The sequence below is a fragment of the uncultured Streptococcus sp. genome, assembly GCF_915066115.1.
GTDB lineage: Bacteria > Bacillota > Bacilli > Lactobacillales > Streptococcaceae > Streptococcus.
Map to the genome: position 1 here is coordinate 1 of NZ_CAJZDT010000013.1, position 25,245 is coordinate 25,245.

Consider the following 25,245-nt stretch of genomic DNA (forward strand, 5'->3'; position numbering starts at 1 on the left):
AGAATGGCAGGGAGTTCCTGTCTTTAATGATAAGGCTGATTTAGCAGGCTTTAAAGCGGATGTTTGGGTAGATTTTACAACTCCAGCTGTTGCCTATGAAAATACACGCTTTGCTCTTGAAAATGGCTTTGCTCCAGTAGTTGGAACAACAGGTTTCACGAGTGAAGAAATTGTAGAGCTAAAATCATTTTCTCGTGCCCAAGATTTGGGTGGCTTGATCGCTCCTAACTTTGCCTTAGGTGCTGTTTTACTCATGCAATTTGCGACGCAGGCTGCCAAATATTTCCCAAATGTGGAGATTATCGAGCTCCATCATGACAAGAAAAAGGATGCACCGAGTGGAACAGCTATTAAAACAGCTGAGTTAATGGCAGAAGTTCGAGAGTTTGCTCAGCAAGGTGCTCCTGATGAAGAAGAATTGATTGCAGGTGCCCGTGGTGCTGACTTTGATGGCATGCGGATTCACTCAGTTCGTTTACCAGGCTTGGTAGCACATCAGGAAGTCATCTTTGGCAATCAGGGAGAAGGATTGACCCTCCGTCATGACTCCTATGATCGCAGCTCCTTCATGACAGGGGTGAATTTGGGAATTAAAGAAGTTGTCAAGCGTCATGAGCTTGTCTATGGATTAGAACACTTATTATGAGATTAACGCAAATGCCTTCTGAATTTCAGAAGGCTTTACCAGTATTAGAAAAAATTAAAGAAGCAGGTTTTGAGGCCTATTTTGTTGGAGGATCTGTTCGAGATGCCCTTCTCAATCGCCCTATCCATGATGTGGATATTGCGACCTCTTCTTATCCAGAAGAAACCAAGCAGATTTTTCCTCGAACAGCCGATATCGGAATCGAGCATGGAACCGTCTTGGTTTTAGATGGGGATGAGGAGTATGAGGTAACCACCTTTCGGACAGAAGATGTTTATGTGGACTATCGCAGACCCAGTGCGGTTTCCTTTGTGCGCTCACTAGAAGAAGACCTCAAACGCCGTGATTTTACAGTCAACGCCTTTGCCTTGAATGAGACAGGGGAAATCGTTGACTTATTCCATGGCTTAGAGGATTTGGAAAAACAAGTCTTGCGGGCAGTTGGAGTGGCTAGTGAGCGTTTCAACGAAGATGCTTTGCGGATTATGCGTGGTTTCCGTTTTCAAGCCAGCCTTGGCTTCGAACTTGAGCCAAAAACGTTTAAAGCTATGAAGACCTTGACGCCACTTTTGGAGAAAATTTCTGTGGAACGTACCTTCGTTGAGTTTGATAAACTCTTGCTGGCTCCGTTTTGGAGAAGGGGCTTGGCTTCTATGATTGAGAGCCGAGCTTATGACTATCTCCCTGATATGGCATCTAGCCAGGATAAGCTCAACAGACTGTTTGATCTGGAGACTGATTTCACTTTTGAATCTTCTGAACAAGCCTGGGCAGCTCTTTTGTGGGCTTTGGAGATTGAAAATGCGCAGCCATTTTTGAAAGCTTGGAAGACCTCACGCCAGTTTGCCAAGCAAGTTCAGGATTTGCTGACTATTTTGGCTCTGCGTGAAAAGGGAGAATTGAGCAAGCGCGATTGTTATCGCTTTGACTTGGATTTACTTTTACAGGCTGAAAATCTTCGTCAGGCTCAAGGAAAAGAAGTCAACCCACAAGCTATCACAGAAACCTACCAGAGTTTGACCATTCATGATAAGAAAGAAATTCAGATTAATGGTGGCATTTTGATTAAGGAATATGGTTATCAGCCGGGCCCAGATTTGGGAGAGATTTTAACAGAGATTGAGTATGCCATTGTTGATGGAGAATTGGAAAATCACCGTCAAGCTATCCATGCTTATCTGAGGGAGAAAAAATGAGTGATTTTATCGTTGAAAAACTAAGTAAATCCGTCGGTGACAAGACCGTTTTTAAGGATATTTCCTTTATTATCCATGACCTAGATAGAATCGGTCTGATTGGTGTCAATGGAACGGGCAAGACTACCCTTTTGGATGTTCTTTCTGGTGTTTCTGGCTTTGATGGGGATGTCAGTCCATTTTCAGCTAAGAATGACTACCAGATTGGTTACTTGACCCAGGATCCTGATTTTGATGATAACAAGACGGTCTTGGATACGGTTCTATCAAGCGACCTCAAGGAAATCCAGCTCATTCGTGAGTATGAGTTGATCATGCTCAACTACAGCGAGGACAAGCAGGCACGGCTGGAACGGGTCATGGCTGAGATGGACTCTCTCCAAGCTTGGGAAATTGAAAGTCAGGTCAAGACTGTTCTCAGTAAGCTAGGAATTCAGGACTTATCGACTCCTGTTGGGGAATTGTCAGGTGGTCTCAGAAGACGGGTTCAGTTGGCGCAAGTCTTACTTGGCAACCACGACCTCTTGCTGCTGGACGAGCCGACCAACCATTTAGATATTGCGACTATTGAGTGGCTGACCCTCTTTTTAAAAAATTCCAAGAAGACTGTCCTTTTTATCACCCACGATCGTTATTTCCTAGATGCGCTGTCAACACGGATTTTCGAGTTGGATCGAGCTGGATTGGCCGAGTATCAAGGCAATTATCAGGACTATGTTCGCCTTAAGGCTGAACAAGATGAGCGCGATGCGACTCTTCTTCACAAAAAAGAACAACTCTACAAACAAGAATTGGCCTGGATGCGCAGACAACCGCAGGCGCGTGCAACCAAGCAGCAGGCTCGTATCAATCGTTTCCATGACTTGAAAAAGGAAGTTTCAGGCAATACTGCTGAGACAGACTTGACCATGAACTTTGAGACCAGTCGGATAGGTAAAAAAGTCATCGATTTTCAGGATGTTTCTTTTGCCTATGAAAATAAGCCTATTTTGCAAGATTTTAATCTCTTGGTGCAGGCTAAAGATCGTATTGGAATTGTTGGGGACAACGGTGTGGGGAAATCAACCCTGCTCAACCTGATTGCTGGCAGTCTTGAGCCGACAGCAGGACAAGTTGTGATAGGGGAAACTGTTCGCATCGCCTATTTCTCTCAACAAATTGAGGGCTTGGATGAAAGCAAGCGAGTGATCAATTACTTGCAGGAAGTGGCAGAAGAGGTCAAGACCAGCGGTGGTTCTAGTACTTCGATTGCAGAGTTGCTGGAGCAGTTCCTCTTCCCACGTTCGACGCATGGAACCTTGATTGAGAAATTGTCTGGGGGAGAGAAAAAACGTCTTTATCTCCTCAAACTGCTCTTGGAAAAACCAAATGTTCTTCTTTTAGATGAGCCAACCAATGATTTGGATATTGCAACCTTGACAGTTTTGGAGAATTTCTTGCAAGGCTTTGCTGGTCCAGTTTTGACTGTTAGTCACGACCGCTATTTCTTGGATAAGGTAGCGACCAAGATTCTCGCATTTGAGAATGGTAAAATTCATCCTTTCTTTGGTCATTACACCGACTATCTTGATGAAAAAGCCTTTGAAACAGATATGGCTAATCAAGTGCAAAAGGCTGAAAAGGAGAAAGTGGTCAAGGTCCGTGAAGACAAGAAACGCATGACCTACCAAGAAAAGCAGGAGTGGGCAAGCATTGAAGGTGATATTGAAGCCTTGGAAGATCGTATCGCTGCTATTGAAGAGGAGATGCAGGCCAACGGCTCTGACTTTGGCAAACTGGCTACTCTCCAAAAAGAACTGGATGAGAAAAACGAAGCACTCCTTGAAAAATACGAACGCTATGAGTATCTCAGTGACTTTGATAGCTAGAAGAATGGAAAAATCCCGTCTCATGACAGGATTTCTCTATTCTTTTTTTGTTTCTTGGTGAAAGATATTTTGCCAGGTTTCGTGGCGACGCCAGATACTGGTATGGATGATACCATCTAACTCATAGGAGATGAGTTTAGTCTTCTGACTGATGGAAGTGATCTGAATATCCTTGATAGCGGAATTCAAGTCTTTTTCGGCTTTATAGGCCTCTTTATCCATCTGCTCTCCATCTTGACGAATATAGACAAAATCGTCAGCCAAGAGTTCTTCCAGTTGATTTCCTTGGTCAATCAATTGTTCGCGCATAAGCAATTTTTTGTAGACATTGTCTAAAATTTCATCCTCAGGGATAGGTGCTGGCTCGATATGGACATCGGTATCAAAGACTCCAAAACGTTCCTCCAACATAGACTCGACTTGATCCGCAATCTCGTGGCTCTCATAAACCGACAAGTCAGGATTCATTTCTAGCGTAATATCCAGGTAGATGTTGCTACCGTAGGTACGACCTCTTTGGGACTTAACCTTGCTGATTTTGGGAATTTCCATGATGGCCTTTTGATAATCCTCAAGCAAACGGTCGTCAAAACCATCTGAAAGGCTAAAGGAAGACTCGATAAAGATATCATAGGCAGTTTTCAAGATAAAGAAAGTGATGATGATAGCGACCAGTTTATCCACAATGGGATAATTGAAACTGCTAGCCAGGATGGCAATGGTGGTACCAAGTGAGGTAACAGCGTCAGAAAGATTGTCCTTTGCTGCGGCCTTGAGTGCCTTGGAGTTGGATTTCTTACTGAGGCGAGTATTGTAGAGATAAACTAGAAACATAATCGCTGCAGAAATGATTCCTAGAGTTGCACCAAGAGGGTCAATAACCGTTTCTTCACGACTGAGAATCTTCTGAATGGTGTCCCTTAGAACATCGAAACCGACATAGAACATGATGATGGAAGTAATTAAGCTAGCCAAATCTTCAATCTTCCAGTGACCAAAACGGTGGTCACGGTCTGCAGGCTGGCGCGCCATTCGAATCCCGATTAAGAGGGCCACATTTCCAATGATGTCCGAGACGTTGTTAAAACCATCGGCTACCAAACTGGATGAATGAAGAAGATGGCCAGTAGCCAATTTGGCTGCAGATAAGAGCAGGTAGGTCGAAATACTGATAATGGCCCCACGCTCAGCTAACTTGAGATTTGAGATAGATTGCTTCATTCAACTTCCTTTCTAGTCACATAGCATTCTACCATTATACTGGTTTTCAAGGGAAAATTCAAATAAGGCAGTTTTTACTCTTTGAAAACTTTTCAAAATTTGGTATAATAGTACTACTCAAGGGAGTAGCTGGCAGAAACCTGTGATAGTGTCGTCATTCCGAATTTTATACTGAAAAGTATGCTTTCCGGCCCTATCTTAAACAGCGAGACTTGTTATGATTAATAGGTCTCTTTTTGTTTGTCGTGAAAAGATACGATGAGAAAAAGAGAGTCTGTTTTGCACACAATGTCAAGGAGGAGACACATGTCAAAAGAACAAAAACGCCAAGCGTTTTACACTCAGAGTCCTGAAGAGGTCTTGCAGGCTGTGGATGCGACCGAGCAAGGTTTGTCATCAAGTGAGGCGGAAAAGCGCCTTACCGAATTTGGCCACAATGAACTCGAAGAAGGCGAGAAACGATCAATCCTGGTCAAATTCATCGAGCAATTTAAGGATTTGATGATTATCATCCTAGTTGCGGCAGCAATCTTGTCAGTCGTGACTTCTGGTGGGGAAGATATCGCAGATGCTATTATCATCCTAGCCGTGGTTATCATCAACGCTGCCTTTGGTGTTTACCAAGAAGGAAAAGCAGAAGAAGCCATTGAAGCCCTCAAATCTATGTCAAGTCCAGCTGCTCGCGTTCTTCGTGATGGCCACATGGCAGAGATTGATTCAAAAGAATTGGTACCTGGAGATATTGTTGCTCTTGAAGCAGGTGATGTAGTGCCAGCAGACCTACGATTGCTAGAAGCTAATTCTCTTAAAATCGAAGAAGCAGCCTTGACAGGTGAGTCTGTTCCAGTTGAAAAAGACTTAACAGTCGAACTTGCTGCAGATGCTGGTATTGGTGACCGTGTCAATATGGCCTTCCAAAACTCAAACGTAACCTATGGTCGTGGGATGGGTGTTGTTGTTAATACAGGTATGTATACTGAAGTCGGTCACATCGCAGGTATGCTTCAAGACGCTGATGAGACTGATACACCCCTCAAACAAAACTTGAACAACCTTTCTAAGGTCTTGACCTATGCAATTTTGGTCATTGCACTTGTTACTTTTGTTGTTGGTGTCTTCATTCAAGGGAAAAATCCACTTGGTGAGTTGATGACATCTGTTGCGCTTGCTGTTGCAGCCATTCCAGAAGGACTTCCTGCAATCGTAACTATCGTTCTTGCCCTTGGTACTCAAGTTTTGGCTAAACGAAACTCTATCGTTCGTAAGTTGCCAGCAGTTGAGACACTTGGTTCAACAGAAATCATTGCTTCTGATAAGACTGGTACGCTGACTATGAACAAGATGACAGTCGAAAAAGTCTTCTACGATGCAGTCCTACATGACTCAGCTGATGATATTGAACTAGGTCTTGAAATGCCACTACTTCGTTCAGTTGTTTTGGCAAATGATACTAAAATTGATGTTGAAGGCAATCTAATTGGTGATCCAACCGAAACAGCCTTTATCCAGTATGCTTTGGACAAAGGTTATGATGTTAAAGGATTTTTAGAGAAATATCCTCGTGTGGCTGAGTTGCCATTTGATTCTGAACGTAAGCTCATGTCAACAGTTCATCCACTTGCAGATGGACGCTTCCTCGTAGCTGTTAAAGGTGCGCCAGACCAACTCTTGAAACGTTGTGTTCTTCGTGATAAGGCTGGGGATATTGCTCCGATTGATGAGAAGGTTACAAACCTCATTCACACAAACAACTCTGAAATGGCTCACCAAGCCTTGCGTGTCCTTGCAGGTGCCTATAAGATTATTGACAGCATTCCAGAAAACCTCACTTCTGAAGAGCTGGAAAATGATTTAATCTTTACTGGTTTGATTGGGATGATTGACCCTGAACGTCCTGAGGCAGCTGAGGCTGTTCGTGTAGCTAAGGAAGCTGGAATCCGTCCAATCATGATTACGGGTGACCATCAAGACACAGCAGAAGCTATTGCTAAACGTTTGGGTATCATCGATGCAAATGATACCGAAGGCCACGTTTTAACTGGTGCTGAACTCAATGAACTGTCAGATGAAGACTTTGAAAAAGTAGTTGGTCAATACTCTGTTTATGCCCGTGTGTCTCCAGAACACAAGGTTCGTATCGTCAAGGCTTGGCAAAAACAAGGTAAGGTCGTTGCCATGACAGGTGATGGTGTCAATGATGCGCCAGCTCTGAAAACAGCCGATATCGGTATCGGTATGGGAATCACTGGTACAGAGGTTTCTAAGGGGGCTTCTGACATGATTCTTGCAGATGATAACTTTGCGACTATCATTGTTGCGGTTGAAGAAGGACGTAAGGTCTTCTCAAATATTCAAAAGACTATCCAGTATCTGCTTTCTGCCAATACTGCTGAAGTATTAACTATTTTCCTATCAACCTTGTTTGGTTGGGATGTCTTACAGCCAGTTCATCTTTTGTGGATCAACTTGGTAACCGATACTTTCCCAGCTATCGCTCTTGGTGTTGAGCCAGCTGAGCCTGGTGTCATGAATCATAAACCACGTGGACGCAAGGCAAGCTTCTTCTCAGGTGGTGTTTTGAGTTCTATCATCTATCAAGGTGTACTCCAAGCAGCTATTGTTATGAGTGTTTATGGACTTGCGATTGCTTACCCAGTTCATGTGGGTGACAATCATGCCATTCATGCAGATGCACTAACTATGGCCTTTGCAACTCTTGGTTTGATTCAGCTCTTCCATGCCTACAATGTCAAGTCTGTTTACCAATCCATCTTAACAGTTGGCCCATTCAAGTCTAAGACATTTAACTGGTCCATCTTGGTATCCTTCATCCTTCTCATGGCAACAATCGTCGTAGAACCGCTTGAAGGAATCTTCCACGTAACCAAACTAGACTTGTCTCAATGGGGAATCGTCATGGCTGGAAGCTTCTCAATGATTATCATTGTCGAAATCGTTAAGTTTGTTCAACGTAAACTCGGTTTTGACAAGAATGCGATTTAAAAAGAAAAAGTCATCTTCGGATGGCTTTTTGCTACAGTTAAGGGAAAGGGCTTGCAGTTATCGGCTTTTGTGCTATAATTGCTATAATATAGTAAAAAGCAAGAGGAGTGAGCAGAAGTGGAAAAGAAAATTGTAAAGGATATTTTGTTTTTATCTCAGGTGTCTCAGCCGGCAAATCAGGATGATCTGTATCTTGCCAGAGATTTGCAGGATACACTTTTAGCGAATCGTGAGACTTGTGTCGGTCTGGCTGCCAATATGATTGGGGTGCAGAAGCGCGTGATTATCTTTAATCTGGGCTTGGTTCCTGTGGTCATGTTTAACCCAGTGCTCCTGTCCTCTGACGGACCTTATGAGACAGAGGAAGGTTGTTTGTCCTTGACAGGTGTGAGACTTACTAAGCGTTATGAAACTATAAGAGTTGCTTATCGTGACAGCAAGTGGCAGGAACAGACCATTACCTTGACAGGTTTCCCAGCCCAGATTTGTCAGCATGAACTGGATCACTTGGAAGGACGAATCATTTAAGAGGAAAGCAAATGAAACGAATAGTCTTCGAACTTATTTTTATCGCAACGACCTGGTATATCTTTTTACCGCCTCTTAACCTGACCAGCTGGGAATTTCTCTTTTTCCTCTGTGGGCATTTGCTGGTTGTAGCAATCTTATTTGGTTTTGGCAAGGGGATAAACCTTGTCAAAACGGTTCATGTGCGCCATGGCAAGGCGGAAGCTGCCTTAAATCTTGAGGGTTTCAAAATCAATCGGTTAGGGAAAATCCTTTTAGCTTCTATTGGAGGAATTCTTCTCTTGGCAGCTTTGGTTTCCTTGGTGACTTCTAGCATTTTTCAGGCTAAGAATTATGCCAATGTAGTCACGGTTACTGAAAAAGACTTTACTGAATTTCCTAAGACTGACACCAGTAAGGTTCCTATCTTAGATAGAAGTACCGCTGAAAAAATTGGTGACCGCTACTTAGGTTCCCTAACGGATAAAGTGTCGCAGTACGTAGCGGCAGACACCTATACCCAATTGACGATTGATGGGAAACCTTATCGAGTTACGCCACTAGAATACGCAGATCCTATCAAATGGTTTAACAATCAGGCCAAGGGAATCGGCGAGTATATCAAGGTGGACATGGTAACTGGAAATGCCAACTTGGTGGACTTGAAGACACCAATCAAGTATTCTGACTCGGAGTATTTTAACCGTGATGTCAAACGCCACCTACGCTTGAAGTACCCAACTAAAATCTTCAAGACTCCATCTTTTGAGGTGGACGATGAGGGAAATCCTTTCTATGTAGCAACGGTTTACCAAAAGCAATTTGGACTTGCGGTTCCCCGTCCTGTTTCAGTCATTATCTTGGATGCCACAAATGGAGAAACCAAGGAATACAGCTTGGCAGATGTTCCAGAATGGGTGGACCGTGTTTATCCAGCTGAGGAAACCATCGAGCAAATCAACTATAACGGCAAGTACAAGGACGGTTTCTGGAATGCCATGATTTCCAAGAAAAACGTGACCCAGACTACCAAGGGCTATAATTACTTGTCTATCGGGAATGACATCTACCTCTACACAGGTGTGACGTCGGCTAATGCGGATGAAAGTAATCTTGGTTTCATTCTTGAAAATATGCGAACAGGAGAAATCACTAAGTATAGCTTGGCTTCTGCGACAGAAGAATCAGCCCGTGAATCAGCAGAAGGTGCTGTTCAGGAGAAATCCTACAAGGCGACCTTCCCAATCCTCATCAACCTCAATGACAAGCCTCTCTACATCATGGGCTTGAAGGACAATGCTGGTTTGGTCAAAGAGTACGCTCTGGTAGACGCAGTCGAGTACCAAAATGTTATCGTTGCTACGACAGTGGAAGAACTGCTCAGCAAGTACGCCAACAAAAACGACCTTGAATTTGATAATGAAACGACAGAAAGTATTAAGGGTGTGGTAGCAGACCTCAAATCAGCTGTTATCAAGGGCGACACCGTCTACTTCTTTAAAGTTGATGGCAAGATTTACAAGGTTAAGGCCTCAGTATCAGATGACCTTCCTTACCTTGAAAATGGTAAAACCTTTGAAGGTCAAGTAGGAAAAGACAATTATCTCAAGACATTTAAAGTACAGTAAGAGGAGAGGCTGGGCAAAACCTCAATTTCAGGAAAAATAAAGTAAATCTTTCCATCATAAAATGCATAGTATCAAGATTTCTCAATTCCTGATACTATGCATTTTTTAATTTTAATGCCTTTTTTCCCAAATCTCTTTTCAGATGAATTTCTTGGTAGTGGCAAAAAAATATGCTACACTATCAATATGAAAATTTTAATCCCTACAGCAAAAGAAATGAACACAGACTTGCCGAGTATTGAAGCCGCTCCTTTAAGACCAGAAAGTCAGGCAGTGCTGGATGTCTTGGCCCTCTATTCTGCTAGTCAATTGGAGAGTTTTTACAAGGTATCAGCTGAAAAGGCGGCGGAAGAATTTCAAAATATCCAAGCTTTGAAAAGGCAAACTGCTCAATACTATCCAGCCTTGAAACTTTTTGATGGGCTTATGTACCGCCATATCAAGAGAGACAAACTGACTGAGGCAGAACAAGCCTATCTTGAAAATCATGTCTTCATTACCTCGGCTTTGTACGGAGTCGTTCCAGCCTTGTCACCTATGGCTCCTCACCGTTTGGACTTTTTGATGAAGTTAAAAGTCGCTGGTAAGACTTTGAAGAGCCATTGGAAGACAGCCTATGATGGAGCTCTGAAGCAGGAAGAAGTGATTTTCTCTCTATTGTCATCCGAGTTTGAGACTGTGTTTTCTAAGGAAATTAGAGAAAAGATGGTGACCTTCAAATTCATGGAGGATAGAGATGGGCAGCTGAAGATTCATTCAACTATTTCCAAGAAAGCGCGCGGGGCCTTTCTAACAGCTTTAATAGAAAATCAAGTACAAACTGTGGAGGAAGCTCGTCGATTAAGCTTTGCAGGGTTTTCCTACAGAGAAGACCTGTTCCAGCCAAAGGAATTGGTTTTTGTAAAGGAAGTATAGAAATCAGATAAGAGAAAAAGTCAGCAGAATCATGCTGACTTTTTTCTAGCTTATAAAGTATTGGATATATGAATCTCATTTGATAAAGTATTAAGATGATTAACCAAATCCATTATTGACAGATGATTTTGACAAATAAACTTCTTGGTAATTCCTGGAATATAGAAATTAGACACGATGATATCGTAATCTGTCTGATTTAAAATCTCAGGTCTTGTTTCCAATTCATCCCAAGTATCGAAGGTAAAGCGGTTATTACAGTAATAGGAAAGCATATCAACAAAGGTAAGGGATATAGCATGGTCAAAGTTACTGATAATTAAAACCTTGATAGGTGGTCGATTTTCTAACAACTGAATAGAGAGGTTTTCAGCATGGGTTAAGATGGTATACATCAGGTGTTCCAACTGTTCAGGATGGTCATGCTGTCCAATTGCCTGACGATATTGAGCCAGTTCTTGACGCGCACTTCCCATAAAGTCTGGGAAGTAAACTTCAAATTTTTTAATCGTCAATGCTTTTTGTTCAAATAAGATTGGGGTAGAAAAGATTTCCTGTCTTTCAAAGAAAGCAGTGTTGTGTAAATGCCAAATCAGCTCATCATGATTAGTAAAAGTAATATTATATTGTTTTGATAGGCGTTCTAATATTTGACTAAGTAATTGGTAAGAGTATCTTGCTTCACTGTTCTCTTCTAAAGAGTTGAAGAATTCTTGAGGATCTAAGAAAATGTTACTTTGAATAAAGGAAATAAAAATTTGTGCAATAATGTCTGGAGTGAGTTCCAGCCCCAATTTCTCAGAGAAATGGACAAGTAACTCCTCAAAGTTTGGAATATTCATCAACAGAGGATAGTATTCATCATAGAAATGATTTGGTAAGTCGATAAAATGACCATTTTTGATGCGGTAAATACTGATAGCTATCATCAGTTTGTACATTCTATAAATTGAAAATCGCATTGGATAATTCGTGATTTTATAGAAGAAGTCAGCAAACTCTGTTAAATCTTCCTCAGGAAGGTCAGGGAAAGGCCAGTCTAGGAAATAATATCTCTCAGAGAAGTATTGGGCAAAAAAATAGCGAATATCAATTTCATTTCCACGTATCGCGGATGGAGTAAAGGATAGTTCAATTTGGAATTGAGCTGACAGAGTTTTTGTAATATTCCGCCCTAAACGATAGAGGTTAGCATTACTAGAGTGAAGATTTTCTATTGTTCGATAAATAGGTAGCCCCTCATTGAAGAACAGATATTCTAGTAATTGAAAAGATTGAGAATTAGCAAGAAAATATTGATAAACATCTTCTACACTAGTGTTAACTTCTAAATCTATCATAATTCCGTTAACAGAAGATTGGATGTCAATAGATGGAAAGGCAAGACGCAATTCAGTTAAATCACTTTTTAAGATTCGCTCGGTGCATCCTAATTTATCGGCAAGTTCATGTAATTTCATCCAATTACGATTCTGAATTAGGGTTTCCATTAAGCGTAATTGTCTTTGATCTTTTGTGGATAAAAGGTTTCTCATACGGGTATTATCCTCCTTGAAAACATTATATCACATTTTTGTTTTAATATAACAAAAATATTAGAGTCAAAAAAAGTTCAAATAGTTCAAAAAAAAGAGAGTATAATAAATGACTCTGGTAATCAGAAATATAATATAGCAATTCCTTGGATAATATTGATTTATATATTAAATAGTTGTAGAGTAGGAACTATAAAATATTATCTAGGAGTTCAAAATGAAACATTCACATAAGAAATCATTTGACTGGTATAGCATGCAACAACGATACTCTATTCGTAAGTATCACTTTGGTGCGGCTAGTGTATTGCTCGGGACAGCCTTAGTCTTGGGAACTGCTGCCAATACGCAATCAGTAAAAGCAGAGGAACAACATCCTGAGGCAACTAATAGTGTTTCTGTTGATAAGGTAGATGAAGCTACTAAACCAGCAGAAGTTTCTACACCTAAAAAAGAAACAACTTATGCAGCTCCAACTGTTGCGAACCCAGTAGAAACGACTCCAGCTAAAACTGAAGAAGCTACTAGACCAGCAGAAAAAGTTGAAGAAGCAAAAGATAAAAAAGAAGAAGTAACGCATCAAGATGCTGTTGACAAGTCAAAATTGTTAACGGCTCTTTCGCGTGCTAAAAAACTTGAGAGTAAGTTATATACAGAAGCAAGTGCTGCAAACTTGCAAGCAAGTATCCAAGCTGGTCAAAGCTTGCTTGGGAAAGCAGATGCAACTGAAGTTGAATTATCAGCAGCAGAGTCATCTATTCAATCGTCTATTATTGGTCTAGAACTTCGTTCTAACTCTGATAAAGGAACTGTATCAGAAACTCCTGTAGTGAAGAAAGCTGACGCGGCAGAAGCCAAAGAAGAAGCTAAACCAGTTGCAACAACTGATCGTTCAGCTGTTAATAGTACTGTTTTGCCAACTAGCACACCTGTTAAAGTAGAAGCTACGTCAAGACCTGCATCTACAAATGAACTTTTGAAACCAGCTCTTAGCCTTTCTGACGCTCGCCAAAATCCAGCTATCCGTAAAGAAGACTTGGATAAAGGGCACAGTGGCTTTAGAGCAGCTAGCAATCCAGCTAACCCAATTGTTTCAGGTTCTGGAAATACAGTTGCATTTACAGATATTAGTCAAGGTGGTCGTAGTTATAGTTTCCGTGGCTACGGAAACTCACGTGGTGGTAATTCAATTCATTACGATGTAACAACAGTACGTCAAGGTAATAGATTGAATTTCACAATTAGATACTCTGGTCCAGGTGAATTTGTTAATAATAACTTTATCTTGGACAAAGGGGATGGATTTGGAAATCCTTCAAATGCAACCATCACAACTCCAAGATTAAGAGAGCAATCAAAACCTATTAGCCAGGGTGCCAACTTCGTATCTCACTCAGGATACAGTATGACCTCTGCTACTTCAACAAATATGGAACAAACAATCAGATTTAGTTTGCCTATCATTAATCCAAATGGTGACTTGTCTGTTCGTTTGAAACCAGTTACTTTTAACGTGGACCAAGGTGGTGGCGGTGCCGCTACTAGCAATGACCCATACAGTAACTCTAACTATTATTATAGAGCAAACCCACTCCTCTTGGATGCAAATCCAAATGGTGGTACTAGTAACAAGACTGTTACAGAAGAACTTGAATTCCAAACTATCTATCTTCCAACTAGTAAATTGCCAGAAGGTGAGACTAGATTAGTTAGAGAAGGTGAAAAAGGACAACGTCAAATTACCTATAAAGTTCATCGATTAGGTAATGAAACAATCCTAGGCTTGCCAATTAGTAATAGAGTTACTAAAGAAGCTAAACCACGTATTGTTCAAATCGGTGTTGCTAAAGAATTCATTGAAACTGTAAAACCACGTGTTGATCAAAATAAAATCGGTGATACCAATAACCTCACTTTCTATCTTGATAATGATGGTAACGGTGTTTACACTGAAGGTGTAGACGAACTTGTTCAAAGAATTGCTATTAAAGATGGTGCTAAAGGTGAAAAAGGAGATCAAGGTGAACGTGGTCTGACTGGAGCACAAGGTGCTAAAGGTGAAAAAGGGGATCAAGGTGAACGTGGTCTCACTGGAGCTAAAGGTGAAAAAGGAGATCGAGGCGAACGCGGTCTGACTGGAGCACAAGGTGCCAAAGGTGAAAAAGGAGACCAAGGTGAACGCGGTCTAACCGGAGCACAAGGAGCTAAAGGTGAAAAAGGAGACCAAGGTGAACGCGGTTTAACTGGAGCTAAAGGTGAAAAAGGAGACCAAGGTGAACGCGGTCTCACTGGAGCTAAAGGTGAAAAAGGAGACCGAGGCGAACGTGGTCTCACTGGAGCTAAAGGTGAAAAAGGAGACCGAGGTGAACGCGGTTTAACTGGAGCTAAAGGTGAAAAAGGAGACCAAGGTCAGGCAGGTCGTGACGGTGTAACTCCAACCGTAACCGTTAAAGATAATAAAGATGACGGCACTCATACTATCACGATTAACGACGGTAGAGGTAATGTTACAAATACTGTTGTAAGAGATGGTTTCGATGGAGCAAGCCCATTAGTTGCGACTCAACGAAATGAAGCTGATAAAACAACAACTGTTATCTTCTATTATGATCAAAATGACAACAACGAATTTGATGCAGGAGATACAAAACTAAAAGAAGTTGTCATTGCAGATGGTGCCAAAGGTGAAAAAGGAGACCAAGGTGAACGTGGATTAACTGGTGCACAAGGTGCTAAAGGTGATCGTGGCGAACGTGGTGAAACAGGGGCAGCAGGACGTGATGGTAAAACGCCAGTAATTACTACAGCTCGTGGTAAAGATGGTCATAGTACTGACATTACATTTACAATTCCTGGAGAAGAGCCTGTTGTAGCTAACATTAAAGATGGTAAAGATGGACGTACACCAACCATCGACTTAAATGCCTTAGCTGAAGCAGCAGCAAGATTAAACAATCAAAGAAGCGGAAGAGTAAGAAGAGCTTTAGCAGACGCCCCATCTACAGCACCAGCAGAAAAACCAAGAGAAGGTACTCTTATTACAGCGTACTTTGATAACAATGGTAATGGTCGGTACGATGAAGGTATAGATGACTTAATTGCTAAACAACCAATTTATAATGGTACAGACGGTGCCAATGGTGCAGCAGGTGCAGCCGGACGTAATGGTGCTGAATTATTAAGTGGACCTAAAGCACCAACAGCAGATGATGGTAAAGATGGCGACACTTATATCGATGCAACTACAGGTGATGTTTATAAGAAAGAAAACGGAACTTGGGATAAGATTGGTAACATTCGTGGACCTCAAGGTCTAAAAGGTGAAGCCGGAGTTGCAGGACCACAAGGACCACAAGGGCTACAAGGACCTAAGGGTGACCAGGGTGCTCAAGGTCTTCAAGGACGTGATGGTCAAGACGGAGCCCAAGGTTTACCAGGACGCGACGGACGAGATGGCGCAGCAGGTCGTGACGGACGTGATGGACGCGACGGTAAAGACGTCTTGAACGGCAAAGTTAACCCAGAAGCAAATCAAGGTAAAGACGGCGATAAATACGTCAATACAGAAACAGGCGACGTCTTCGTTAAGAATAACGGCAACTGGGACAAAGAAGGCAACATCAAGGGACCTAAAGGGGACAAAGGTGAACAAGGTCTTCAAGGTCGTGATGGTCAAGACGGAGCCCAAGGTTTACCAGGACGCGACGGACGAGATGGCGCAGCAGGTCGTGACGGACGTGATGGACGCGACGGTAAAGACGTCTTGAACGGCAAAGTTAACCCAGAAGCAAATCAAGGTAAAGACGGCGATAAATACGTCAATACAGAAACAGGCGACGTCTTCGTTAAGAATAACGGCAACTGGGACAAAGAAGGCAACATCAAGGGACCTAAGGGTGATAAAGGTGAACGTGGAGAAGATGGTAAGACTCCAGAAGTAACTGTAACTCCAGGTAAAGATGGTCATAGTACCGACATTACATTCACTGTTCCAGGTAAAGATCCAGTTACAGTAAATGTTAAGGACGGAGAAAATGGTCTGAACGGTAAAACTCCAAAAGTTGATTTGCTTCGTGTCGAAGGACAAAACGGCAATCCATCTCATACAATTGTGACATTCTATACTGATGAAAACAATGATGGTAAGTATACTCCAGGAACTGATGAACTTCTAGGTTCTGAAATGATTAAAGATGGTGCTAAAGGTGCGGACGGACGTGATGGTAAATCATTGCTTACTGTCAAAGATGGTAAAGAAACTAAAGTTTACCAAGAAGATCCAGCACATCCAGGTCAACCATTGAATCCTGAAAAACCTCTTGCAGTTATTAAAGATGGAGTGGACGGTGTCTCTCCAACAGTAACAGCTGTTCGTAAGGATGAAGAAGGGCATAAGGGTGTAGAAATCACGGTGGATAACCATGATGGTTCACAACCAACTACAGTCTTTGTTCAAGATGGTGCTAAGGGAGAAACTGGTGCAACCGGTCAGGATGGACAAACTCCTACAATCACTACTCAACGTGGACAAGATGGCCAAAGCACTCTTGTAACTATCACAACACCAGGTAAAGATCCAGTAACCTTTACAGTGAAAGATGGTAAGAATGGTAAAGATGGACGTACACCATTTATTGACTTAAATGCATTGGTGGAAGCAGTTAGAAGAGGTGTTGGATCAACTTCTAATTCACAACCTTCTGGAACATCAAGAAGTGCAAGAAATAGAAGAGCATTACCAGATGGAGATAGAAGTGCAACTGAGTCATCAGAAACAGTACAACCAACAACTACAGATTCAACAGGTACGCAACCAGAAACTACAGATTCACAACCAGTAAATGGTACTCGTATTACAGCATACTATGATAATAATGGTAACGGTAAATACGATCCAGGTGTGGATGAATTAATTGGTACAAGTGATATCTTGAATGGTACAAATGGACGTAATGGTACAGATGGAGCTTCTGGTACAAATGGACGTAACGGTGCTGAATTACTAAGTGGAGTTACTGCCCCAACTGCTAATGATGGTAAAGACGGTGATACTTATATCGACGCCAATACAGGTGATGTTTACAAGAAAGAAAATGGTTCTTGGAACAAGATTGGTAATATCCGTGGACCTCAAGGAGTAGCCGGTGAAAAAGGCGACAAAGGTGAAAAAGGTGAAAACGGAGCTAATGGAGCTAATGGAGCAGACGGTAAATCACCAGTTGTAAATGTAACGGACAATGGAGATGGAACACACTCTATTACTGTTAGAAACCCTGATGGTTCTGAATCAACAACTAAAGTTAAAGATGGTAAAGACGGTAAAACTGCCAATATCACTACAACAGAAAATCCAGATGGAAGCCACACAATCACTGTAACAAATCCAGACGGAACAACTAAAGAAACTGTTGTTAAGAATGGTAAAGATGGTAAGACTCCAAAAGTTGAAGTAACAGATAACAACGATGGAACTCATACTGTTAAAGTTACGGATGGAGACGGCAATGTTACCAACGCTATCATCAAAGATGGTAAAGACGGTAAAGCTGCAACAGCAACTACAACAGAAAACCCAGATGGAAGCCACAGAGTAACAATCACTAACCCAGACGGAACGAAGAATGAGTTTGTTGTTAAGAATGGTCGTGACGGTGTTGACGGACGTACTCCAACCGCATCTGTTCGTGATAATGGAGACGGAAGTCATACAATCGTTATTACAAATCCAGAAGGTGTGACAACTGAAACCACAGTTCGTGATGGTAAATCACCAAAAGTTACAATAACTGACGAACAGAATGGAACACATAAGATCTCAGTTCTAAATGGTGATGGAACAACTACTGAAACAATCATTAAAGATGGTAAATCACCAGTAGCAACAGTTAGAGATAACCATGATGGTACTTACACAATTCGTGTAGAAAACGGTAATGGTACTGTTTCTGAAACCACAGTTCGTGACGGTAAATCACCAACTGCTAAGGTTGTGGATAACGGAGATGGAACTCACACTATCACAGTTGTGAACTCAGACGGTACAACTACAACAACTACAGTTCGTGATGGTAAAGAACCAAAACTTGAAGTGATTGATAACAACAACGGTTCACACACTATTAAAGTGACAGGAGCTGATGGTAAAGAAACTACAACTACAATCTTTGATGGTAAATCACCAAAAGCGAACATCGTTGATAACGGAGACGGAACTCACACATTAACAATCATAGATTCTGATGGTCGTCAATACAAATCTATTATCAAAGATGGTAAAGACGGTAAAGATGGCGTTTCACCAACTGTAACTGTTAAAAATAATAACGACGGAACTCACGTTGTTACAATCACTAATCCAGATGGAAGTAAGACAGAAATGGTGATTAAAGACGGTAAAGATGGTAAATCACCAAAAGTTTCTGTTGAAGATAATGGTGATGGTAGTCATACAATCACAATCATCAATTCTGATGGAACTGTGACAAAAACAGTTGTTAAAGATGGACGTGATGGTCGCGACGGCAAAGATGGTAAGGACGGAAAAGATGGTAAATGTGGTTGCCAAGGCAAACCAGTAACACCATCAAATGACAAACCAGTTCCTCCAACACGTAATGTGCCAGAAGGACCAACGTTTGCAATGCCAGAACCACCAGTTCATGAATTGCCAGAATTCAACGGTGGTGTTCCAGGAATGCCAGAGGTTAATGAATTGCCAGAATTCAATGGTGGAGTACCAGGTATGCCAGAAGTCAATGAACTTCCTAATCCAGAAGTTCCAGGAATGCCAACACCTCCAGTTCATGAAATTCCAGAATTTAATGGCGGAGTACCTGGTATGCCTGAAGTTAATGACAAACCAGGTTCAAACATTCCTGAAGTTCCAACACAACCAAATCCAAATGTACCAGTTCAACCGGTAACACCATTAACTTCTAACCCAGTAGCACCAACTACAGGTAAAGAAAATCATGGTGACAAATTACCTGAAACTGGAAGCCAATCTGATTATATCTCTGTTCTTCTAGGTAGCGGTATTCTATTGAGCCTATATGTAGGTCGAAGAAAAGAAGATTAATCAGCAACAAGCAGTCATTAATTTTTCGAAAGAAGATGATAAGTGATAGATCTCGAATGAAAGAATATTCTTAGAACGATTTTCCATGATGGAAAAGACTGCTAAAAACCTTGAGTGGTAACGCTCAAGGTTTTTTTGGATGTCTGATGTTTGTCTGAAAATCTTGATTGAGAAATAAAAAGCCACCCTATGAGGTGGCTATAATTGATTTAGACTTCTTAAAATTCTCTATTTTTTACTGAATTGCTGCGACCAAGTCTTGAGCTTGTTTTTCAAGTGAATTTAGGACTGTTTCTTCAAGAACCAATTTTCCGTCTGCCCAAGCAGAGTCATTAACACGTGCAGCAGTGAAATCACCAACGACTTGTGTACGGATAAATGGCAAGAGGTCTTTGTAGATAGCGAAAAGTTGATCGTGACCTGCATTGGCTACAGATGATACTGTGACAAACTTGTCTTGAAGGGCAGAAGCGCCACGTGTATCAGACAAGTCAAGGGCACGAGATAACCAGTCAAGCAAGTTTTTCACTGTACCAGGGATAGAGAAGTTGTAGACTGGAGAGAAAATCCAGATGGCATCAGCAGCGAGAACTGCTTCACGAGCAGCCTCTACAGCTGGATGAGTTGGAACTTCTAAATCTTGGCTGAAGAGAGGAATGGATGAATAGTCAAGGTAGCTAACTTCTGCTTTACCAGCAAGTGCTTTCTCAGCTTCGAGGGCCATTTGGTGGTTGAAAGAACCTTGACGTAGTGATCCGACGATAAATAATACTTTTTTAGACATGATGTGTCTCCTTTTTCTTAAATTTCCGAGAACTTTCTCGTTGTTATAAAATATATTACAACAAAACAAAAGGACTTGCAAGAAATTTGCTCAGAGTTTATTTGAAAATTATAAAATTGCTGAAACTCTAGTCAGTTGTCACTGGAAAAGTAAGAACTATTTTTTGGATTTTAGTTTTCTTTGATTTTATAGGAGTATTCCAATATTCTCTTGTAATATAATGACATAAGTGCTAAAATAAACAAGAAAACTAGCAATAGAAACCGCAGAACAGCTATTTTCCGGTATCATTTCATAAATCATTAAAGGAACAATAATGGCATTGAAGAATGCTTCTAAAAGGGGTGGAGATCATGTAAGGCAAAGATTAACAAGTGACGGACAAAAGAAATAATACACTTGTTAAGGAGAAAAGATGTTAATAAGAAATTATCGGAAAAATATTGGCCTGATGGCCGGAGTTGAGTTTTTTGCATTTCTAGGGATTACCAGTTTTTGGATTCTCTTTCTCAGTCAAAACGGAATGTCTCTTTGGCAGATTGGACTTCTGGAGAGTATTTTTCATATGACCAGTCTTCTCTGTGAAATTCCATCTGGTATGTTAGCTGACCGCTATTCCTATAAGACCAACCTTTATTTAAGTCGAATAGCAGGGATTGTGTCTTCTATTCTTATGTTGGCTGGGCAGGGAAATTTTTGGATTTATGCGCTAGCTATGGCGATAAGTGCCTTGTCTTATAATTTTGATTCAGGAACAAGCGCAGCAATGGTCTATGACTCGGCTGTAGAGGCTTGGCTAAAGGAGCGCTATCTATCCATTTCAAGTTTCATGTCAGGAGTAGCAGAAGGAACTCGTTCTTTGGGGACAGTGTTGGCGGGATTTTTTGTCCATGGTCAATTGCACCTGACCTACTATATCATGATTGCCACTTCTATCATAGTTCTTGTCTTGATTTGGATGCTGAAAGAGCCCAGTGTCAAGCTAGAAAAAACTGATAGTGTGACCATGAAACAGATTATGTGGACTGTTAAGGAAGAGTTGGAGCGAAATCCCATGCTCTTCAACTGGATGATTTTGTCTCAGATTGTTGGTACACTCATGTGCATGTTTTATTTTTACTATCAAAATCAGTTACCAGATTTAAGTAGTTGGCAAATTTCAGCAGTTATGCTACTTGGAAGTCTCTTGAATATCGTCGCAGTCTATCTAGCGAGTAAGATTGGAAAGAAATATGCCGCCTTGAAGCTTTTCCCTGTCCTTGTCTTGCTGACTGGCGTCACCTATATGCTGTCCTACTTTGGAACACCTCTAATCTATATTTTGATTTATTTGATTAGTAATGCTCTATATGCTCTTTTTCAGCCGATTTTTGACAATGATTTGCAAGAGCGCCTCCCAAGTGAAGTAAGGGCAACCATGCTGAGTGTCTACTCTATGATGTTTAGCCTAAGTATGATTGTCTTCTTCCCACTGACAGGCTGGTTGATTGACCATTTAGGCTTTGTGCTAACATTTCTTTATCTAGGCTTCTTTTTAGCCATGATTGGCCTTCTACTACCTATCTTTTTAGGAAAAATGGCTAAAAGAATGGATGATAAAGTGATTCTATAAAGTAAAGAACTTACGAAAACTTGAGTGCTAAGCTCAGGTTTTTTGATACGTTTATGTTGCTTGTGTCTTTCCTTTTCTTGCTCGGTTTTAACTAAGAAAAATCGGTTTACTTTGAAGGAAGAAATAATATAGGTTTGTTCTTGCATTCACTTGTAATAAAGCCCAATAGATGGTAAAATAGACGAGTGAAAACAAGACAAAATAAAGCAAAAAAAAATCTACTGTGGCAGTATGGTCTAGGGATGACGATTTTGTTTGTGGTTATTAGTGCTTCCTTTCTGTATCTGGTTTCTCTTAGCATGAAACCTTATCAAACAGCTAAAAGTGAAGGAGAAAAATTAGCTCAGCAGTATGCAGGATTAGAGCAGGCTGATCAGGTTGATTTATACAATGGCTTGGAATCTTATTACAGCGTTCTTGGTCGTAATAAACAGCAAGAAGCACTTGCTGTCCTGATCGGAAAAGATGACCATAAGATTTACGTTTATCAGCTAAATCAGGGTATTTCACAAGAAAAAGCAGAAGCGGTTTCTAAGGAAAAAGGAGCTGGCGAGATTGACAAGATTACCTTTGGCCGTTATCAAGACAAGCCAATCTGGGAAGTCAAGTCAGGAACTAATTTTTATCTAGTAGATTTTGAAACAGGAGCATTGGTCAATAAGGAGGGCCTATGAAACTATCCAACCGTGTTTTAGAAATGGAAGAAAGTGTGACCTTGGCTGCTGGAGCCCGTGCCAAAGCACTGAAGGCTGAGGGAAGAGATATCTTGTCTCTAACCTTGGGTGAGCCAGATTTCACTACTCCAAAAAATATCCAAGATGCCGCCATTGCATCGATTCAAGAGGGGCGTGCTTCTTTTTATACAGTAACCTCAGGCCTGCCAGAGCTCAAGGCAGCAGTCAATACCTACTTTGAGCGCTTTTATGGCTATTCTGTAGCGCTAAATCAAGTGACAGTAGCTGCAGGAGCAAAATATTCTCTCTATACCTTCTTTATGGCTGTGGTCAATCCAGGTGATGAAGTTATCATCCCAACCCCCTACTGGGTCAGCTATGGAGATCAGGTTAAGATGGCAGAGGGTGTGCCAGTCTTTGTTCCTGCTAAGGAAGACAATCACTTTAAGGTGACTGTAGAGCAGTTAGAAGCAGCTCGCACAGACAAGACCAAGGTTTTGGTGCTGAATTCACCATCTAATCCGACAGGTATGATTTACACCCGTGAGGAACTCTTAGCAATCGGGAACTGGGCTGTAGAAAAGGATATTCTCATCCTAGCAGACGATATCTATGGGCGCTTGGTCTATAATGGCCATGAGTTCACACCTATTTCTAGTCTATCAGAAGCGATTCGCAAGCAAACAGTGGTTATCAATGGTGTGTCTAAAACCTATGCTATGACTGGCTGGCGTATTGGCTATGCCGTTGGAGAAGCAGACATTATCGCTGCCATGTCCAAGATTGCAGGTCAAACAACCTCCAATCCGTCAGCAGTAGCCCAATATGCAGCAGTTGAGGCTCTATCAGGCGAGCAAGATACGGTGGAAAGCATGCGTCAGGCTTTTGAGGAACGTCTCAATACCATCTATCCCCTTCTTGCTGAGGTGCCAGGATTTGAAGTGGTCAAACCGCAAGGAGCCTTCTACCTCTTCCCAAATGTCAAAAAGGCAATGGAGATGAAAGGCTATACCGATGTGACAGATTTTACAACTGCTATCCTAGAAGAAGCTGAAGTAGCCTTGGTAACAGGAGCTGGATTTGGAGCGCCAGAAAATGTCCGCCTCAGCTATGCGACAGACCTAGACACGCTTAAAGAAGCAGTTAATCGCTTGAAAGCATTTATGGAAAAATAAAAGAAAAGGAAAAATAATGACAAAACGTGTAACGATTATCGATGTAAAAGACTATGTTGGTCAAGAAGTGACGATTGGCGCTTGGGTTGCCAACAAATCAGGAAAAGGAAAAATCGCCTTCTTGCAATTGCGCGATGGAACAGCCTTCTTCCAAGGTGTGGCCTTTAAACCAAACTTTGTAGAAAAATTTGGTGAAGAAGTGGGGATTGAGAAGTTTGATGTCATCAAACGCTTGAGCCAAGAAACGTCTGTCTATGTGACAGGTATTGTCAAAGAAGACGAACGTTCTAAGTTTGGCTATGAGTTGGACATTACAGACATCGAAGTAATCGGTGAATCTCAAGACTACCCAATCACACCAAAAGAACACGGAACAGACTTCTTGATGGACAACCGTCACTTGTGGCTTCGTTCTCGTAAGCAAGTGGCCGTGATGCAAATCCGTAATGCTATTATCTATGCGACTTATGAGTTCTTCGATAAGAATGGCTTTATGAAGTTTGATAGCCCAATTCTTTCAGGAAATGCGGCGGAAGACTCAACTGAACTCTTTGAAACGGACTACTTCGGAACGCCAGCCTACTTGAGCCAATCAGGTCAACTTTACCTAGAAGCAGGTGCTATGGCTCTTGGTCGTGTATTTGACTTTGGTCCAGTATTCCGTGCTGAAAAATCAAAAACACGCCGTCACTTGACTGAGTTCTGGATGATGGATGCGGAGTACTCTTACTTGACACATGATGAGTCACTTGACTTGCAAGAAGCTTATGTAAAAGCTCTTCTTCAAGGTGTTCTTGATCGTGCGCCTCAAGCCTTGGAAACATTGGAACGTGATACAGAACTCTTGAAACGCTACATTGCAGAGCCCTTCAAACGTATCACTTACGATCAAGCCATTGACCTCTTGCAAGAGCATGAGAATGATGAAGATGCTGACTACGAACATCTTGAGCATGGTGATGACTTTGGTTCACCACATGAAACTTGGATTTCAAACCACTTTGGTGTGCCAACATTTGTCATGAACTACCCAGCAGCCATCAAGGCCTTCTACATGAAACCAGTTCCTGGAAATCCAGAGCGCGTGCTTTGTGCAGACTTGCTTGCACCAGAAGGCTATGGAGAAATCATCGGTGGGTCTATGCGTGAGGAAGACTACGATGCATTAGTTGCTAAGATGGATGAACTTGGCATGGATCGTACAGAATATGAATTCTACCTTGACCTTCGTAAATACGGTACAGTTCCACACGGAGGATTTGGTATCGGTATCGAGCGTATGGTAACCTTCGCAGCAGGAACAAAACACATCCGTGAAGCCATTCCATTCCCACGTATGTTGCACCGTATCAAACCATAAAAAGACTAAAACGCCCTAGGGGCGTTTTTTCAAAACACCATAA

The 25,245-nt window shown here is 41.6% G+C and carries 15 protein-coding genes; 12 read left to right on the forward strand and 3 right to left on the reverse strand.

Annotated elements, in window-relative coordinates:
• The 3 genes from dapB to QZ565_RS01910 all read left to right on the forward strand — a co-directional run.
• On the forward strand, positions 1 to 646 hold a 646-nt coding region (dapB, locus tag QZ565_RS01900; RefSeq protein WP_295524678.1), incomplete at its 5' end, for a 4-hydroxy-tetrahydrodipicolinate reductase.
• Positions 643 to 1,842, forward strand: a complete 1,200-nt coding sequence (locus tag QZ565_RS01905; RefSeq protein ID WP_295524681.1) for a CCA tRNA nucleotidyltransferase — start codon at positions 643 to 645, stop codon at positions 1,840 to 1,842. The genes dapB and QZ565_RS01905, both read left to right, overlap by 4 nt.
• Positions 1,839 to 3,710: an ABC-F family ATP-binding cassette domain-containing protein gene (locus QZ565_RS01910; protein ID WP_295524684.1), complete on the forward strand. Its 1,872-nt coding sequence runs from the start codon at positions 1,839 to 1,841 to the stop codon at positions 3,708 to 3,710. Before QZ565_RS01905 ends, QZ565_RS01910 begins: the two co-directional genes overlap by 4 nt.
• Positions 3,711 to 3,746: 36 nt before the next feature.
• Here QZ565_RS01910 and mntE read toward each other — a convergent pair whose 3' ends face one another.
• The gene (gene mntE, locus QZ565_RS01915) at positions 3,747 to 4,931 is read right to left on the reverse strand and encodes a CDF family manganese efflux transporter MntE (protein WP_295524687.1); all 1,185 of its coding nucleotides are present in this window, start codon (positions 4,929 to 4,931) and stop codon (positions 3,747 to 3,749) included.
• Between the two features lie 306 nt (positions 4,932 to 5,237).
• On the opposite strand from mntE, the gene QZ565_RS01920 reads away from it, so the two are divergent.
• From QZ565_RS01920 to yaaA, 4 genes are all read left to right on the forward strand, one after another.
• Entirely contained in the window at positions 5,238 to 7,934 is a 2,697-nt protein-coding gene (locus QZ565_RS01920; protein ID WP_295524691.1) for a cation-translocating P-type ATPase, read from the forward strand.
• 117 nt (positions 7,935 to 8,051) lie between these two features.
• A complete protein-coding gene (locus QZ565_RS01925) occupies positions 8,052 to 8,462 on the forward strand; it encodes a peptide deformylase (RefSeq protein ID WP_247949372.1) in 411 nt (136 codons plus the stop codon).
• 11 nt (positions 8,463 to 8,473) lie between these two features.
• Positions 8,474 to 10,069 (forward strand): hypothetical protein, encoded by a 1,596-nt coding sequence (locus QZ565_RS01930; RefSeq protein WP_295524698.1) that lies wholly within the window; start codon positions 8,474 to 8,476, stop codon positions 10,067 to 10,069.
• 186 nt (positions 10,070 to 10,255) lie between these two features.
• Positions 10,256 to 10,984, forward strand: coding sequence for a peroxide stress protein YaaA (gene yaaA / locus QZ565_RS01935; RefSeq protein WP_295524701.1), 729 nt, complete (start codon positions 10,256 to 10,258; stop codon positions 10,982 to 10,984).
• Between the two features lie 50 nt (positions 10,985 to 11,034).
• Here yaaA and QZ565_RS01940 read toward each other — a convergent pair whose 3' ends face one another.
• A complete protein-coding gene (locus tag QZ565_RS01940) occupies positions 11,035 to 12,519 on the reverse strand; it encodes a M protein trans-acting positive regulator PRD domain-containing protein (RefSeq protein WP_295524704.1) in 1,485 nt (494 codons plus the stop codon).
• A 217-nt stretch (positions 12,520 to 12,736) separates the two neighbouring features.
• On the opposite strand from QZ565_RS01940, the gene QZ565_RS01945 reads away from it, so the two are divergent.
• Positions 12,737 to 19,597: an SIALI-17 repeat-containing surface protein gene (locus QZ565_RS01945; protein WP_295524707.1), complete on the forward strand. Its 6,861-nt coding sequence runs from the start codon at positions 12,737 to 12,739 to the stop codon at positions 19,595 to 19,597.
• Positions 19,598 to 19,832: 235 nt separating this feature from the next.
• On the opposite strand, the gene QZ565_RS01950 is transcribed toward QZ565_RS01945, so the two are convergent.
• Positions 19,833 to 20,381, reverse strand: a complete 549-nt coding sequence (locus QZ565_RS01950; RefSeq protein ID WP_049492444.1) for an NADPH-dependent FMN reductase — start codon at positions 20,379 to 20,381, stop codon at positions 19,833 to 19,835.
• Positions 20,382 to 20,796: 415 nt separating this feature from the next.
• On the opposite strand from QZ565_RS01950, the gene QZ565_RS01955 reads away from it, so the two are divergent.
• The 4 genes from QZ565_RS01955 to asnS all read left to right on the forward strand — a co-directional run bounded on the left by QZ565_RS01955 (position 20,797) and on the right by asnS (position 25,202).
• Entirely contained in the window at positions 20,797 to 21,993 is a 1,197-nt protein-coding gene (locus QZ565_RS01955) for an MFS transporter (RefSeq protein ID WP_295524712.1), read from the forward strand.
• A gap of 185 nt (positions 21,994 to 22,178) precedes the next feature.
• A complete protein-coding gene (locus QZ565_RS01960; RefSeq protein WP_295524715.1) occupies positions 22,179 to 22,667 on the forward strand; it encodes a DUF5590 domain-containing protein in 489 nt (162 codons plus the stop codon).
• Positions 22,664 to 23,842 (forward strand): pyridoxal phosphate-dependent aminotransferase, encoded by a 1,179-nt coding sequence (locus tag QZ565_RS01965; RefSeq protein ID WP_265465587.1) that lies wholly within the window; start codon positions 22,664 to 22,666, stop codon positions 23,840 to 23,842. Before QZ565_RS01960 ends, QZ565_RS01965 begins: the two co-directional genes overlap by 4 nt.
• A 13-nt stretch (positions 23,843 to 23,855) precedes the next feature.
• Positions 23,856 to 25,202, forward strand: a complete 1,347-nt coding sequence (gene asnS, locus QZ565_RS01970) for an asparagine--tRNA ligase (RefSeq protein WP_191962393.1) — start codon at positions 23,856 to 23,858, stop codon at positions 25,200 to 25,202.
• The last annotated feature ends 43 nt before the right edge of the window (positions 25,203 to 25,245 follow it).